Origin of the sequence: uncultured Dokdonia sp. (genome assembly GCF_947492815.1) — a bacterium.
Taxonomy (GTDB): domain Bacteria; phylum Bacteroidota; class Bacteroidia; order Flavobacteriales; family Flavobacteriaceae; genus Dokdonia.
In genome coordinates this window covers 1-15096 of sequence record NZ_CANLOB010000031.1, presented here as the reverse complement: position 1 = coordinate 15096, position 15096 = coordinate 1, and the positions used below count along the sequence as shown (strand labels likewise).

Annotated in this window: 17 protein-coding genes; 8 read left to right on the top strand and 9 right to left on the bottom strand. The window is 33.5% G+C overall.

Going from position 1 to position 15096, the window contains the following annotated elements; genetic code table 11:
- Position 1 precedes the first annotated feature (1 nt).
- The 6 genes from Q1A01_RS20550 (at position 2) to Q1A01_RS20525 (ending at position 3118) form a co-directional block, all read left to right on the top strand.
- Positions 2-340 (top strand): gamma-glutamylcyclotransferase family protein, encoded by a 339-nt coding sequence (locus Q1A01_RS20550; RefSeq protein ID WP_299684636.1) that lies wholly within the window; start codon positions 2-4, stop codon positions 338-340.
- 86 nt (positions 341-426) lie between these two features.
- Positions 427-660, top strand: a complete 234-nt coding sequence (locus Q1A01_RS20545; RefSeq protein WP_299684634.1) for a thioredoxin family protein — start codon at positions 427-429, stop codon at positions 658-660.
- A 62-nt stretch (positions 661-722) separates the two neighbouring features.
- The gene (locus Q1A01_RS20540) at positions 723-1451 is read left to right on the top strand and encodes a hypothetical protein (RefSeq protein ID WP_299684632.1); all 729 of its coding nucleotides are present in this window, start codon (positions 723-725) and stop codon (positions 1449-1451) included.
- Between the two features lie 7 nt (positions 1452-1458).
- A complete protein-coding gene (locus Q1A01_RS20535) occupies positions 1459-1722 on the top strand; it encodes a DUF2024 family protein (protein WP_299684630.1) in 264 nt (87 codons plus the stop codon).
- A 70-nt stretch (positions 1723-1792) separates the two neighbouring features.
- Positions 1793-2410, top strand: coding sequence for a helix-turn-helix domain-containing protein (locus Q1A01_RS20530; protein ID WP_299684628.1), 618 nt, complete (start codon positions 1793-1795; stop codon positions 2408-2410).
- A 6-nt stretch (positions 2411-2416) separates the two neighbouring features.
- Positions 2417-3118 carry an RluA family pseudouridine synthase gene (locus tag Q1A01_RS20525; protein WP_299684626.1) on the top strand — a complete coding sequence of 234 codons (702 nt, stop codon included), beginning with the start codon at positions 2417-2419 and terminating at the stop codon, positions 3116-3118.
- Here Q1A01_RS20525 and Q1A01_RS20520 read toward each other — a convergent pair whose 3' ends face one another.
- From Q1A01_RS20520 to Q1A01_RS20500, 5 genes are all read right to left on the bottom strand, one after another.
- Entirely contained in the window at positions 3119-3745 is a 627-nt protein-coding gene (locus tag Q1A01_RS20520) for a hypothetical protein (RefSeq protein WP_299684624.1), read from the bottom strand.
- Positions 3746-3750: 5 nt separating this feature from the next.
- The gene (locus Q1A01_RS20515) at positions 3751-4485 is read right to left on the bottom strand and encodes a hypothetical protein (protein WP_299684622.1); all 735 of its coding nucleotides are present in this window, start codon (positions 4483-4485) and stop codon (positions 3751-3753) included.
- A 69-nt stretch (positions 4486-4554) separates the two neighbouring features.
- Entirely contained in the window at positions 4555-5625 is a 1071-nt protein-coding gene (locus tag Q1A01_RS20510; protein WP_299684620.1) for a family 16 glycosylhydrolase, read from the bottom strand.
- Positions 5626-5866: 241 nt separating this feature from the next.
- Positions 5867-6376 carry a hypothetical protein gene (locus Q1A01_RS20505; protein ID WP_299684618.1) on the bottom strand — a complete coding sequence of 170 codons (510 nt, stop codon included), beginning with the start codon at positions 6374-6376 and terminating at the stop codon, positions 5867-5869.
- Between the two features lie 142 nt (positions 6377-6518).
- Positions 6519-8426 carry a lipoxygenase family protein gene (locus tag Q1A01_RS20500; RefSeq protein WP_299684615.1) on the bottom strand — a complete coding sequence of 636 codons (1908 nt, stop codon included), beginning with the start codon at positions 8424-8426 and terminating at the stop codon, positions 6519-6521.
- 200 nt (positions 8427-8626) lie between these two features.
- On the opposite strand from Q1A01_RS20500, the gene Q1A01_RS20495 reads away from it, so the two are divergent.
- Positions 8627-9154, top strand: a complete 528-nt coding sequence (locus tag Q1A01_RS20495) for a hypothetical protein (RefSeq protein WP_299684613.1) — start codon at positions 8627-8629, stop codon at positions 9152-9154.
- A gap of 7 nt (positions 9155-9161) precedes the next feature.
- Here the strand turns inward: Q1A01_RS20495 and Q1A01_RS20490 are convergent, their stop codons facing one another.
- The 4 genes from Q1A01_RS20490 to Q1A01_RS20475 form a co-directional block, all read right to left on the bottom strand.
- Positions 9162-10022, bottom strand: a complete 861-nt coding sequence (locus Q1A01_RS20490) for a DMT family transporter (protein WP_299684611.1) — start codon at positions 10020-10022, stop codon at positions 9162-9164.
- A 19-nt stretch (positions 10023-10041) separates the two neighbouring features.
- Positions 10042-10719 carry a hypothetical protein gene (locus tag Q1A01_RS20485; RefSeq protein WP_299684609.1) on the bottom strand — a complete coding sequence of 226 codons (678 nt, stop codon included), beginning with the start codon at positions 10717-10719 and terminating at the stop codon, positions 10042-10044.
- Positions 10720-10937: 218 nt separating this feature from the next.
- Complete coding sequence (locus tag Q1A01_RS20480; RefSeq protein ID WP_299684607.1) at positions 10938-11774, bottom strand: hypothetical protein; 837 nt, start codon at positions 11772-11774, stop codon at positions 10938-10940.
- Positions 11775-12079: 305 nt separating this feature from the next.
- Entirely contained in the window at positions 12080-13642 is a 1563-nt protein-coding gene (locus Q1A01_RS20475; protein WP_299684605.1) for a hypothetical protein, read from the bottom strand.
- Positions 13643-13760: 118 nt separating this feature from the next.
- Between Q1A01_RS20475 and Q1A01_RS20470 the strand changes: the two genes are divergently transcribed.
- Complete coding sequence (locus Q1A01_RS20470) at positions 13761-14933, top strand: 2-isopropylmalate synthase (RefSeq protein WP_299684603.1); 1173 nt, start codon at positions 13761-13763, stop codon at positions 14931-14933.
- Positions 14934-15096 lie beyond the last annotated feature (163 nt).

The following is a 15096-nucleotide window of genomic DNA, read 5'->3' as shown; positions in this document are numbered from 1 at the left end:
TATGAATAACTATCTATTTTCTTACGGAACCCTTCAAAAAGAACAGGTCCAATTAGAAACGTTTGGGAGATTATTACACGGAACTGAAGATGCACTCGTAGGGTTTCGATTAGAAAAAGTACTGATTAAAGACCCTAACGTTGTTGCTCTAAGTAATGAACCTTATCATCCTATTGCGATACCTACAGGGACTAAAGAAGATCGTATCCCTGGTCTTTGTTTTAAAATATCTATACAAGAACTTGAGCATGCAGACACCTATGAAGTGTCTGATTATAAGCGCATAAAAACAACATTACACTCAGGAAAAGAAGCCTGGGTGTATATAAAATCTTACTAATATCTTATTTTTTATATTATTTAGTTAGGATTCCTAATTAATATATATATATTTGTACCATTATTAATTTTAAAACTAAAATACAAATGAGTAAAGCCACTTTTTATCACGCAGGATGTTCTGTATGCGTTAGTGCAGAGAGCGATGTTATTAACTTAATTGGAGAAGAAAATCTAAATATTGTAGATATCACACAAGACAGAAATAGAATTCCAGAAGCAGAAACTGCAGGAGTACAATCGGTACCAGCTTTGGTTACAGCAAACGGAAATGTATTACACATCAATTTTGGCGCTTCTATGGCCGATGTAATTGGTTAATTTTTAAATTACATAGTTAGGATTCCTATCTAAAAGAATCCTGACTATGAATATGTATCATTATGAAAACAACAACTTCACTATGTATAGCCTTATTCTTTGTAGGCATATCTGTATATGCTTGTACAGATAAAAAAGAACCGTATAAAAATGATGATTTTGCAATTACTAACGTAGCTGTCACGCATCATACCGATTTACAAATGACGGTATGGGAAATTAATGTAAAAGGAAAGGCAGGTCATACTACGCCTATTCCTGTTGGGCAATTGGACGGTGCTCCTGTATTGGCTTATGTATTTCCTACTACATTAAAACCTACAGATGTTGGTTTTAATGACACAGAAGGGATTGTAGCACTTGGTCTTACTTCACATCCTGATTTTGACGACACGCCTTTATGGGATGAAAATAAAGATGCCATTTTTGATAATGATGGCATTATATGGCATCCACATTGGGTAGTCTTAGTACCAGACGATCGTGTAGAAGGTGGTCTCGCTGTAAAACAATTCAAAAAAGGAGATACGAATGTGATCCTCCCTCCTACTAATCCTGGAATGCCTATGTATATGGATTCACCAGGATATCAAGTAGTCACTACTGGAAATACGATTAAAGTTATGATTCCTGATTATCGTATTGGTTCTACCACATTTTCATATGACGGAGTTACTGCTCTTATGAAAGTAAACACAAGTATAGAAGACAAACCTATGTTAGGTGTATATGAGGTATATGGTGTTGCCAGTGGAGATCTTTCTTTACCTTATAACGTGAAACAAAATTAAAATAGTTATGAAAGTTAATGTTTGGGACACCTATGTTCGCAAAAATGATGGGACGTTAATGCATTTTGATATTCTCGCTCCTATAGAAATAATAAAAGAAGAAACAATATTTCAGTATGGAGATGATTATTTGACAACTAAAGAAGTTCAAATTAAATCTTTGAGTACTTCAGAATGTCGTTTATGTCATATGGAAACAGCTCCTGAAGAGGTCGTAACGTCTATTCAAGAGAAAGGATACCATATTATAGAGATACAAAATTGTGATTAATGACACATCATATACTTAGGATTACTAACTTTGCCTATAGCATATCAAAAGCTATAGGCACTCTTTGCTTATGAAGAAAACAATATTTAATACCGCATATCAAGACGACATTGCAAATAAAGTTGTCGTAGGGTTAGAACGTATTTCTGAAGCGTTCAAAGTATTGCTTTGGGAGCATGCAAAAGTGGTAGGCCTTAGCCCTATTCAGATACAAATCTTATTATTTGTAGCGCATCATCAACTAGAGATGTGTACCGTAAGTTATCTTGCGCAAGAGTTTAATATTACAAAACCTACCGTAAGTGATGCTGTAAAAGTCTTACTTAAAAAAGAACTCATCCAAAAGAAAACAGTCTCTACAGATAGTAGAAGTTATGCCATTGCTCTTACCGAAAAGGGAAGCGAACTACTACTACAAATAGAAGATTTTGCGCTTCCTATTAAGCACCAATTAGAGCATATAGATGAAGCTGAGGTAAAACAACTATATCATACTGTTACAAAACTAATTTATGGTCTTAATAAAACAGGTATTCTTAGCGTACAACGTAATTGCCATAGCTGTGCTTTTTATGAGACAAAAGAAGAGAGGCATTATTGCAACTATCTAAAACAACCTTTAGAAAATCACGAAATTCGTTTGGATTGTCCTGAACATGAAGTAAAACCCACAGGAACCTCAGCTTAGTTACTTATGGCCCATATACATTCTACTCCAGAAAACTTACAAGTTATTTATGAAGACAATCACCTGATTGTAATTAATAAACGTGCTGGAGATATTGTACAGGGTGATAAAACGGGAGATGCCCCATTAAGCGATGTTGTCAAACACTATATTGCCAAAAAATATAACAAACCTGGCGCTGTATTTTTAGGAGTTGTTCATCGTTTGGATCGTCCTACCAGTGGTATTGTAGTATTTGCGAGAACGAGTAAAGCACTTACACGTCTCAACAAATTATTCTCCGAACGAAAGACACAAAAAACCTATTGGGCATTGGTCAAAAAGCACCCTTCGGCTGAAAAAGCAACGCTGACTCATTATTTAAAACGCAATACAAAGCAGAATAAAAGTTACGCTTTCGCGAAAGCAGTGCCAGATTCAAAAGAAGCGAGTCTTACCTATAGCGTCATCAAAAAATTAAAGACCTTCACCCTTCTTGAAATTGATTTACACACTGGAAGACATCATCAAATACGAAGTCAACTGACAGCTATAGGAAGTCCTATACGCGGAGATTTAAAATATGGTTTTGATCGTTCTAATAAAGACGGAAGCATTAGTTTGCATGCACGCAAACTTACGTTTGTACATCCCGTCCAAAAAGAAGAAATCACATTTATTGCGCCTGTTCCTACAAGTGATGTTGTTTGGGAAGCGTGTGATGGTTAATTATCGTTTTTTCAATACACGATACTTTCCTGATCCAGTTGGCCACAGTAACTTTTTATTTTTTTTAATTAGTTCTTTATTATTCAAAAAAACATAAGGTTCTTCTGAACGATTTGCTTCAATCTTAAAATTGTTTGATTCTTTATTTTTAACAAAATAAGAAACATCAAAAAATTGAATTGAATCAATTTGATCTCTCCCATAAAATTTTGCTAGACCATCATAATCTGTTATCAGTTCTATCCTTTTATCGTTATAAAACAGTACTATTTCAACATATTGTAATATATCTTGCGTATTGGCATCTATAGTTTTAATAGTAATAGCATCACTATTTACATCTATATTTTCATGAACTTTAAAATTTCGTGTAAATTGTCTATCTGATGTTAAATAAACATGATGTAATGAATCATTGATCCAAGTACCTGAACTCTCAGAAGAACTATTATGACTACTACCTGCGATTTTATACAGATATCTACCATCTTTGAATAAGATAAGTTCTTCTCTATACATTTCAATTATCTTATCGGTATTTGTATAATACCCTACTATATTTTTTTTTGAAGCACAACCTAAGATAATTATCACAACTAAGATTGAAAAATTATAATATTTCTTCATTATTATTAAGGCATTAAGATAGGCCCCACCCAAACTAACCAAATCATATATCCAAGTATACCGCCCATAAAACCTGCACTTAAGAAAGTTAAGCGCACGGATTTCGGAAGGATTCTAAAAATCACATACATTCCAATAGCTAGACCTAAAAGCGCTAATGGTAAGGAAATGCTTCCTTCCCACCAGCCAAGCCATCTTGCTAATCGTAACTCGTCACTTCTCCCCCCAAAAGGATCAAAACTTCCTTTTGATAGTGTTTGTAACACTCCTACTGCCAAATTGGTTGTTTCTCGGAACCAAAATAAACTCAAAAACACCAAAAGCCAATGCGTCCACTTCATTCCTAGTTCTTGAATTTCTTTTTGCTGTCTGTAAAGAAGAAACAATGCAATAGTGCCTGTCAAAATCGTTTGTAAGGGTCCTCCAAATATAACCCACATACGATGTTTGGATATGATCTGCAGTAATTCTTCTCGTCGTTCTTTTTCTAGAAAATCACTATTAGATGAGATCGCTTCCTGATGACGAGCTGTAATGGTATCAAATTCTATAGAGAAAGGACTATCGTAATAATTCATATACCCATATCCCAAATGGGTTTTATATCCAAACGCTTTCGCGAAAGCGATATGACCTAATTCATGTGTAAGTGTACCAACAATAGTACAACCTATAAACCCAATTAAAATCCATAAAGCTAGTTTTGGATATATGTGTAAAGAAATATACTTTTTAAGCATCTATAAAGATTCGTATCACCTTTATAAAGATATAAAGAATAGCTTAGGAACTATACTTTTACATACTGATTATTGTTTAATGACTCGTCTTGTAACACTAGTTTGTCCAGTTTCTATAGTCACAAAATATACTCCTTTTGTATAGCTAGAGACATCTACCAATGTATTCCCACTTTCTATAGTAGCCGTATATATTTTTTGTCCTGTCATAGTATATACAGTGGCTTTGGCTCCTAAAACAGAAGGTCCAACGTGTAATGATAATGTATCTCTTACGGGGTTGGGATAAAGTTGTATCGAAGTTGTTAATACTTCTTCTGCAATAGATAATGTGGGGTCTTGAAATACACGTACATAATCTATTTCTAAAGCACTTTCTGTAAAGGAATCTAAGATTTCTGGTAATACAGCGACATTTAACAACAGGTATTGCGGATCATCAAAAGGCCATGTATTGGCATTTTGAACAGGTGGTTCATAAATATAATGTGTTGTACCATTAACGCTAAAAACCATACGATCTGGTGTCCACTCCAATCCATAAATATTGAATGTAGATGAAGCAGTAGCAATCGTTTGTCCTCCTTTATTTACAGTATTTCCAAAACTAGAAGGGGTATGCATTGCACTTTGGACATAGTTTTGATTACTTCCCCAGTGTTCCATAATATCTATCTCCCCACAAGCAGGCCAGGATACTTCCCCATTGGTTTCATACCAGTAACCACCAGGTTCTGTAATATTTTGTCCTAACGTCCACATAGCAGGCCACGTACCAATACCTACAGGAAGTTTTGCTCGTATTTCTACATATCCATAGGTAAATGCAAACTTAGAATTTAATCGCGCTGAGGTATGTGATTTGGTAGATCCTTGGTCTGTAAATGTTTCTTTTTTGGCAACTATTTTTAAAGTTCCATCACTCACAAAAGAGTTTTCTGTACGATTGGTATAATGTTGTATCTCTCCATTATACCAACTATTACCATTAGGTAACTGCGTTTGATGGTGCCATTTTGTTGCATCTAAAGGTCCAGGAATATTAAACTCATCAGACCATACTAATTCATAATCGCCTCCTTGTGCGTACATGGACAGACTCATACAACTTATAAAAAATAGAAGAATAAAGGTTTTCATAGCATCTCGATTACTGAACCAGAAAGATACAATAATAGCATACGCTTACCTCAAAATCTACCTATACATGAATACAACATTTCATGTATTTTCAAAGTTTTCTGGAAAACCTCTGCTCTTGTATTATAAAATTAGAGGTGTAAGTATACGTTTTAACGTTTCACTCTCCCTTTAGTAATGACCAGCTGGCAGGCAGTTCTCGCAGGCTCAATTTCGCGAAAGCGTATATTAAAAGTATTCATTAATGTTTAGTTTTAAAGTGACGTGAGTCACAAGTTTCTTTTAATTTAGAAAATAATCTTGATGACATCCGACTAATACTAGTATTGTCTTGTCCATCTAAAAGTGAGAGCATTTCATATTGATTTTCTTTATAAGCCTCAAGAATGATAGAAGAAACTTCAGTAATAGATATTTCTGTTTTCTCTTTCTCTTTTTCCCTCAATAACTGACACGCTTTAGCCACTATTTTTGATTCTACAGCATTTCGTTCTGAAAGAAGTAATTCATCAAAATAGTCTTTATATGGGTTACATGTATCTAAGAGAAATTCAAGATAGCTTGTTTGAACTCTTGCTACTAACCAATTTTCTGGAACCTTATCTATTGTTTGTTGCTCTTTTTTTAGTGCTACCAAGGAATCAATAGTAGCTTCATGAGTTTCAAATATAGTTGTCACACAAGTTTGCATCGTTTCTTTTGTTATTTCTTCACTATCTCGTGTAAGACAATCGCAGGTATATTTACTCATGTTGGCATAAGCAATATTTTCCTGCGCTATAAGTGCTTGAAAGTTAAAAATAAGAAGTAAGACAACTAGAAACCGCATTCGTATAAATAGCATAGTTAAAAGTTTCAATATATAAATAATAACTCTTTTTCTTCATTATTATTTAAGTCTCTATACTAGCTGGCCATTGGTGAATTAAAGGTGAATTTTTATCACTATACTCCTCAATAAACTCACCTACATCACTTCTAAATGTTTCTAACGCTTTATTTCTAGGATCGTCCTTTTCTGGAAAATATAAACTCGTATCATTTCCTAATAATGGTAATAAAGGTGTATAAGGTGCTGAAAAAATAAAGATGTAATAGAACGTCATCATGGAGCCTATCGTTCCTGTATTGGGTAAATAACGTAATAGGTCTTCTTTTGTGAAATTTTGATCCCCTGGAGCAACAATGTTTGCTTTTTGAAGACAGGGAGGATAATTAGAGACAAAACATAAGGCATGTCCTAAGGATCGCATTTGTCTAGAATTGCCATGTGCTACGACTCTATATATTAAACTAACGAGTACTGCTTTTAGTTCTTTTTTACTACTCATTACAGGTAAGCCTCGTATATTTCCTTCTTCAGGATCTGATGCGGCTTCTATCCAATTTTGAAGTTCTTGATCTTCAAAAACAGCTGTATCTGTAGTGTAAGTAGTCTCTACAAAAGTGGTCGCCATTTTATTAGAAGTTTCCCATAATTCTAGTAATAAACCAGCAATTGGAAAGCGATCCCAATCTTCTTTATCTGAGAAGTCTTCTTTATAAATTCCAAATTTTTCTAAAGTCACTTTAGGATCGTCATCAAAAAATTCTCGCCCTGTTGCAAAGGTATTGGTAAGTTCTAAAAAGGAATCGGTGGTTGCAAATGAAGTTGGAGGTCCAATTCTTCTCCAAAGTAAGAACAAGGCATCATTAAATCCTATCAAATAATTAGATTGCGGATCTAGTAGTTTTCTAAGATCATGATCTTTAGAAATAGTATTAAACATAGTCATTTGCATAGATGCCGATACAATATGCCAATGATATACATGACCTAACCATATACCATAAACAGTCACAGCTATTCTTGCTGCAGACAACGCATATATCCAAGTAGCATCTGTCGTATTTTCTTGTGTGTAGATTTGTGAGTCATTAGCGTCTTTATTTGAAATTTGAACGCAAATAGGTTCTAATTCTTTGGTGTTTTTATTCTGTTTTAAAAGTACTAAAGCACCAGGTGTCCATCTATCAAATCCTTCTACTTGACTCGCTTCAAACTGATTAAAGATTGTTAAGTCTATTGCATATAGTAATCCACCTGCTTGCAGAGGCTTTAAAAGATCTTTCCATTGATTAGAAAATATAGATTGTACTTTCTCTAAGATATCTCCTTGCACTTTTTGAAGGATTAATAGGTTATAAGCCAATCCATTTTCAGCAATCATTGGCCAAAACTGTTTAGTCGCTTCTTTTGGATCTTTTAAAATAGCAGCATATTCTTTTTCATGATCTTTTCTTCCATTTCTATAAATGTTATAATAGTTTGTCCAAGACATGGTAAAGTCTTCTGGTTTCTCTAGAAAAAAAGAGGTGAATGTTTGCTCTTTAGCTGCATGTTTTGGAAACGATGCTTTTTCTAAGTGAGTATCTAGGAGCGTATTATTTAAAAATTCTTTTTCATCAGATCTATGTAATCGTTCTAGAAGTTCTTCTCTATCATCTTTTGCGATATCTATTTCTTGAGTATCGTACATAAATGTGTAAGCACTTTGGGTGACACCTTGTATCGTATATTCATTACTGAGACCCGCCTTTGCCATTTTAAGTTCTTCGCCTCTGAGTCCGAGCTTAATGATTGCTTCAATAGTTTCTGAAAGGATAAATGGTACGGCGGGCATTGCTGTTAATCCCCTTTCTCTAATAGGTAAATGATGGACTTTTTCTATTTCTTTTACTAATTTTTTAACGAGATAATACCCTAAAAAAATTACTGTAATGACGCCAATAAGCATTAGAATGTACTGCCAAATTTCCATGGTTGTATAGTTTAGACTACTAAACTACAAGACTATTCTATTGAAAAACAGCGTATATACACCCATTTTCCAATAGATTCAGGTGAATTAAACAAGTGTTATAGAATAGTAACTAAGCCATAAAGCCTTTTCACTCACTGAAAAATACCTCTACCTCATCTATCGTATGCATCTCTACAACTACTACTTACATTTGAAGAATGAAAAAACAATTCTTGATTCTTTTGTTTCCAATAATGATCATATGTTGTAAATCAGCTAATTTCGAGCATAAAAATGATTTCCAAATACAAGATGAAACTATTAATCTATATGCATTTATTGGGGAAAAAATAGATATAAATCAATTTGATCCTAATAAAGGTAATACTCAAATAGAGATAGATTCAATAACAGGAGATACGATCACGTGGATGCGTTATTATGTCATGGACAATGGATTTAAAGCTAAGTATAAAATACTAAGTAATGTGTTTAATGATCTTAAAAAAGACACTATAGATTTTCTAGTTTATGATCATTATGGAAGGCCTAAATTTGAAGACTATAAGTATGTAATCTTATATGTATCATTAGATAATGAAGGGAATTATTACCATCAAAAATATCAGTATGATCCAGTTAAAAAAAATAAAGATGGAAACTGGACAGGTTTAAAAGGAGAAAGTATAGATAAACTTTTCTTAGATAAAAAAAATGGAGTTTTAAAAAATCGTGGTGTTTTCTAGAATTAAATCACTTCACTGCCCTCTTACTTTCTACGACCACACTTACTAAGATCAATGCGCCACCTATGATGGTGCGGATGCCTGGTATTTCATTTAAGAAAAGAATCCCTAATAGAATTCCGTAAATAGGCTGTGCGCTACTCATTAAACTAGCTGTTGTCACCGAAAAATGCTTAAAACTAGATAAAAATAAAGTATGCCCAATAGTAGTGGTTAATAGACCTAACAGAGCTAAATAAGGCCATTGCTCCTGTACTGATGGCCAATTAACATCCATAAATAATACAGGAATCAACAATACAGAAACCACCATAATTTGATACCACATTAAAATAGTACCTTCATACTTTTGCACTTTGGTTTTCATAATAAGATTACGCAGTGCATAACAAAATGCAGAGATTACCCCTAAAATAATGGCCAATGTCGCATCACTTTCTAAACTAAATTCTGGAGCTAATAGATATAACCCAAATAGTACAAGAACAGCAAGAAAAATATGGATGGTATGAAACTTTGTTTTGAGCACCAACGGTTCTAATAAACTTGTAATTACGGGATAGGTAAATATAGATAACATTCCAATCGCTACATTAGACAATTGCAATGCATAGAAATATAAAACCCAGTGTGCCCCTAATAAAATACCTCCTATCAAAATAGCCGTACGATCTTTAGAAGCAATATGCCAAGAGGATTTACGCCATAAAATAAAGAGTCCTAAGAACAAGGCTGCAAAAACGCCTCGCAAGGCAATAGTAAGTTCTGGTGGTAGTTGTATAAAACGTCCAAAAATACCTGACGTACTAATAAATAGCATTGCCAGATTAATTTCTAGTATAGGTCCTAAGGTGGTTTTTTTAGTCAATTCTTAGTTTCTTATTTTTTTAATGAGTCGTATAAACTCCATAACCATTCCAAAAAAGATAATGATGATAAGGGTTTTCCCTATTAAACTTTGTTCTTATTTCATTATAATTAGATAAAGCTAAAACTTTTTCTAAAAATACATCTAAACGATCCTTTTCATAATTGACTCTCCTGCTTGAAGACGGAAATAATTGAAATATATAATTATCGTCTTTTATAAATTCAATACTACTTTGAAAAAAGGTTCTATAACTTATTTTTTTTAGGTCATACTTATGCTTATCATATAGTATTCTATTAGCATCATTATCAAAACTTTTTTTGATTTCCTGACAAACTTCAACAGAGAGTATTTTTTTAGTAGTATACGCCTCTTTTATTCCATTCTCCTGTACTCCATATACAAAAAAGAATACAGTCCCTTTAAAAACACCTTTATCTTCAACAACTTCAATAATACTATTATTTGTGCAATATCTAAATACAAATTCAGCATCTATATTTTGAAGGTTAGAAAATCCGAACTCTTGAAGAGCTTTATTTTGTTTGATATATCTCTTATTTGCTAATTTCAGAAAATAACTATCCATACGCTCACTCACTTTTTCTTTGAGTGTTATTTCCATCTTTCTTTGTTCCTGACTAAAAATAGATGTTGTTAAAAAAAGAGTGATAATTACTGATAAAACTTTCATTTTTAAAATTTTATGGGTTGATTACTTCTCCCAAAAATAAAAAGGCCCTTACCTTAAAAAAATAACCAATGAGTAAACGGCAGGAATCATTTAGGTAACAGCATCTATAAACACTCTGTTATGCAATCTTTTTATGCTTTATCGCTTCACTCTCCCTACAGTCGTGAATCTAACTGGTTCGATTTCGCGAAAGCGAAAAAACAATTCCACTATTTAATTTATTTCTTATCAGATGCATATATTTTATCCCACGCTTTTCTGGTCATAACTATTAATTGCTTTTCCTTTAATATAAATATACTCACATAAGAATCAGAAATCACTGTATGTTGTTTCCATGTAACATAAGGTTCATAAAGCATTAATGTACAAATATCTGTTTCTGAAATAATAGGATAGTCTTCTACAATATGACTATGCAATACTTGTTCTGTTTCTTTGTCTTCATCTCCATAAGAAAAAGTCAATAATGATTTATGAATCTTTGATTTTGAAACAAATGCGTCCTTTTTATCAAACTCAAATTTGTAATCGTTTCCTATAAGTACTTGACCTGATAGTTGAGGTCCAGCGATACTATATACTGTTACTTTATCATCTATCAATAATGGGACAAAATTCCAGCCTACATTTTCATAAAAACTAAAAAATTGATCTTCATTATTCTGAACTAAATTCCTTGCTACGTTCCTTGTCTTTAACAATCGTTTTTCAAGTGTCGTAGCTTTTCTAGGTATTGTATCTAGCGTATACACATCTTTTAATTCTAAAATCTGAGAATACTTTAATTCATAGAGTATGTTTATATCTTCAGATTGATCGTAATAAATTGCAATGGTCTCATCGCCATCTGTGTATGATAAGTATCCGCCTAGATTAGGAATAGCTCGCAGTTTATCTCCCAAAACATCGGTGCTATGCCAAGATGCTAACTCAGATTTATACATCTCCATAGCAATGGCCATGGTTTCTTTTTTTAAACGTTTGATTTTCTTTTTTTGTCCAAAACTAGCGGTTGTAACTAAAATGGCGATGGCTACTAGTAAAATTCTCATAGTGCAATTTTATGGATTGATTATTTATCTCAAAAATAAAGTCAATCTTATTTTCAAAAAACTAGTAATGAGTATATGGTAGATTTCGATGAGGTAACTGGAAGTATATGGGTTGTATTTTAGTGAATATATGATTTCGCAAACCTGCCTCGCCGGCAGGCAGGAGCGGAAAAACGTCCACTACAATCAGTAATTTCGATACAATTTTAAATCTTCACTTTGTTCCGTTTTAAAATCACTCAATCACCTTTCTTCTATTTTTGCATTCAACAATCAAAAATCTCCAATCAAAATTCGTTCATCACTTAACGCATCAATGCTTTAGCTTTTTCTTTAATTACCGCAGCAACTGGTCGGTCTTGGATTTTACTTTCTAACCATGAGAGTACATCTAAATATAGGAAAGCACGACGCTCATACGGATCATCTTCATATACTTTTAATTTTTCGTATAATCTCTTGAAAGCTCCTTTCAATTCATGCGGATAAATATTCTTCAGTTCTTGTACAAAATTGATCATTTCTTTCTGCACCTCATGCAGGTCATCCATTTTCAATAAGAACTTGTAAGTACTACGAAGTAAGGATTCTAAATGATAATCTTTGGCTGCTTCATAATGTGCAATAAGATTTAATAAACGTGCAAAGCACATCAAATCTTGTCGCGTTTTTAAACTCTTTGCATTGATGATTTTTGATAGGTATTCTATACATTTTGTATGATTTTCAGCACCAAAATAAAGACAGGCTATTTTATAGTAAAACACCATAATATGATGCTCGTCTATACGGTATTTTGGAGAAGCAATCCCTTCCATAACTTCCGTAATCAAATCTTCAAAATCTTCATAATTACCCACCATAAAACGATGATTCAATTTATTACTGTAGGTATATAAAAATAAAAGGGTTTCTAAATTATCCCCTTTCGGGAAACTAGCATCTTCCTTCAAACCTTCTAATCGTTGTAAAGCGACATCAAACTTGGTGCTTAGCTTTAGATAGAATAAGGACTCTAATAAATAATGTTGTCCTTTTAAAAAGAATACAGGGTTGCGTTGTATCATCGTAGGATTATCTTCAAATAGCAATACCCAACGCTTGGCATATTTATAACACGAAAGAAAATCTTGAATTAAAAAATTATACCATAAATGTGCTTTATACAACCAAAGTTTTTCTCTAAACCCTAATGTATCATAGTTATATGCTGGTATTGCTTTATCAAAATAGGCTTTAATCTCCTGTCGTTCTTCATCACTTCTCACATAGCCAGTACGCAACATCATGCCGTACAATTCTAGCGACACATTAGAGAGTTTACTCGTCATCACATTGGCTTCACTTAATACCTTAGATTGCTCTGAGAGTTCATCGGCGCGAGATAATATACTACGAGTAATATATTGGGTTTCGATAACTTTTTCTAACTCTACAATTTCGTACGCAATATTTTTCTCTTCATTTTCAATAGCCATCAATTTGGCTTTATCTAAGACTTTTAAACTCTGCTTATACAACCCCTTTTGATATAATATGGTGGCAAAATCTAATTGCTCTCGTATTTGAACTCTAATATTACGATGTAAAGGTGTTAACCGAAGACTGACAAGAATTTGCCGGTACAAATGTGCCTTAAGATTAGACAACTGTAATTTGGTAACGACTCCTTTTTTAATAATCACTTTCTCATCATACTCCTTCATTTTATCAAGTACATCAAAAAGTGCCATAAATTTTGCATCTGTATTACGTTCTAATCGTCCTACATACAACTTGAATTGACGTTTTTCACTTTTAGATAATGATTTAACCAACACAAAAAGTGCATCACTTTCTTCAATTGGCGTTGTAATGATTTTTCTCATAAAAATCTATAATACAGATACTTAAAAACATTAAGAGGCTATTTAACATCGTAATAATCAATGAATTTGACATCGCTTAGCTGTCTCCAATATATATATTCGTAATTAAAAACAAATCATGTCCAGAGATAAAATTCAAATATTTGATACGACGCTTCGAGACGGAGAGCAAGTACCGGGATGCAAATTAGCTACAAGAGAAAAACTAATCATTGCAGAGCGTCTGGACCTTCTAGGCGTTAATGTCATTGAAGCAGGGTTTCCTATTTCTAGCCCAGGTGATTTCACCTCTGTAGAAGAAATTGCAAAACTTGTCAAAAATGCAACCGTTTGCGGTCTTACCCGAGCAGTAGAAAAAGATATCGAAGTGGCTGCACAAGCACTCAAATATGCTAAATACCCACGTATTCATACAGGGATTGGTACTAGTGCTTCACATATCAAACATAAATTTAATAGTACTCCAGAACAGATTATAGAGCGTGCTGTAAAAGCAACTGCCTATGCCAAAAGTTTTGTAGAAGACGTCGAGTTTTATGCAGAAGATGCAGGACGTACTGATAATGAATATTTAGCACGTGTACTTGAAGCTGTCATCAAAGCAGGAGCAACAGTATTAAATATTCCAGATACTACAGGCTATTGTTTACCTGATGAGTATGGAGCCAAAATGAAATACCTACGCGAAAATGTAAAAGGAATTGAAAATGTGATCCTATCCTGTCATTGTCATAATGATTTAGGACTCGCTACAGCCAACTCTATTGCAGGTGTTCAAAATGGAGCAAGACAAATAGAATGTACTATTAATGGTATTGGAGAACGTGCAGGAAATACGTCTCTAGAAGAAGTCGTCATGGTATTAAAACAGCATCCATATTTAGACTTAGACACAAGTATTAACACGCAATTATTATATGACACTAGTCAAATGGTGAGTGAAAAAATGGGAATGCCTGTACAACCCAATAAAGCGATTGTAGGTGCCAATGCTTTTGCGCATAGTTCAGGAATTCACCAAGATGGGGTTATTAAAAATCGTGAAACCTATGAAATTATTGACCCGGCAGATGTAGGCGTTACAGAAAGTGCTATTGTATTGACCGCTCGTAGTGGTCGTGCGGCACTCGCCTATCGTTCTAAGAAAATAGGATATGAACTTACGAAAGACCAATTAGATATTGCCTATACTAATTTCCTATCTATCGCCGATCGACAAAAAGAAGTTCACGATAAGGACATTCATAGGATTATGGAAAACGTTAATATCCAAGCAGGAGTGCTGGCATAAATAAAGCTATTGGCTGTTAGTTCTTAGCTTTAAAGAATTAGATACAAAAATAGAGTAACATTCTATTTTGAAAATATAATGTCATTTCTGTAAAGGTTACCTAATTCGTTGACAAAAATGTATATTTTGTTATGCGAATAAATACCAATGATTTAACCTTAGC

Excerpts from the sequence above, each read along its gene's own strand:
- Q1A01_RS20550 (WP_299684636.1), top strand. The coding sequence starts at position 2 with ATGAATAACTATCTATTTTCTTACGGAACCCTTCAAAAAGAACAGGTC.
- Q1A01_RS20545 (WP_299684634.1), top strand. The coding sequence starts at position 427 with ATGAGTAAAGCCACTTTTTATCACGCAGGATGTTCTGTATGCGTTAGT.
- Q1A01_RS20540 (WP_299684632.1), top strand. The coding sequence starts at position 723 with ATGAAAACAACAACTTCACTATGTATAGCCTTATTCTTTGTAGGCATA.
- Q1A01_RS20535 (WP_299684630.1), top strand. The coding sequence starts at position 1,459 with ATGAAAGTTAATGTTTGGGACACCTATGTTCGCAAAAATGATGGGACG.
- Q1A01_RS20530 (WP_299684628.1), top strand. The coding sequence starts at position 1,793 with ATGAAGAAAACAATATTTAATACCGCATATCAAGACGACATTGCAAAT.
- Q1A01_RS20525 (WP_299684626.1), top strand. The coding sequence starts at position 2,417 with ATGGCCCATATACATTCTACTCCAGAAAACTTACAAGTTATTTATGAA.
- Q1A01_RS20520 (WP_299684624.1), bottom strand. The coding sequence starts at position 3,745 with ATGAAGAAATATTATAATTTTTCAATCTTAGTTGTGATAATTATCTTA.
- Q1A01_RS20515 (WP_299684622.1), bottom strand. The coding sequence starts at position 4,485 with ATGCTTAAAAAGTATATTTCTTTACACATATATCCAAAACTAGCTTTA.
- Q1A01_RS20510 (WP_299684620.1), bottom strand. The coding sequence starts at position 5,625 with ATGAAAACCTTTATTCTTCTATTTTTTATAAGTTGTATGAGTCTGTCC.
- Q1A01_RS20505 (WP_299684618.1), bottom strand. The coding sequence starts at position 6,376 with ATGAGTAAATATACCTGCGATTGTCTTACACGAGATAGTGAAGAAATA.
- Q1A01_RS20500 (WP_299684615.1), bottom strand. The coding sequence starts at position 8,426 with ATGGAAATTTGGCAGTACATTCTAATGCTTATTGGCGTCATTACAGTA.
- Q1A01_RS20495 (WP_299684613.1), top strand. The coding sequence starts at position 8,627 with ATGAAAAAACAATTCTTGATTCTTTTGTTTCCAATAATGATCATATGT.
- Q1A01_RS20485 (WP_299684609.1), bottom strand. The coding sequence starts at position 10,719 with ATGAAAGTTTTATCAGTAATTATCACTCTTTTTTTAACAACATCTATT.
- Q1A01_RS20480 (WP_299684607.1), bottom strand. The coding sequence starts at position 11,774 with ATGAGAATTTTACTAGTAGCCATCGCCATTTTAGTTACAACCGCTAGT.
- Q1A01_RS20475 (WP_299684605.1), bottom strand. The coding sequence starts at position 13,642 with ATGAGAAAAATCATTACAACGCCAATTGAAGAAAGTGATGCACTTTTT.
- Q1A01_RS20470 (WP_299684603.1), top strand. The coding sequence starts at position 13,761 with ATGTCCAGAGATAAAATTCAAATATTTGATACGACGCTTCGAGACGGA.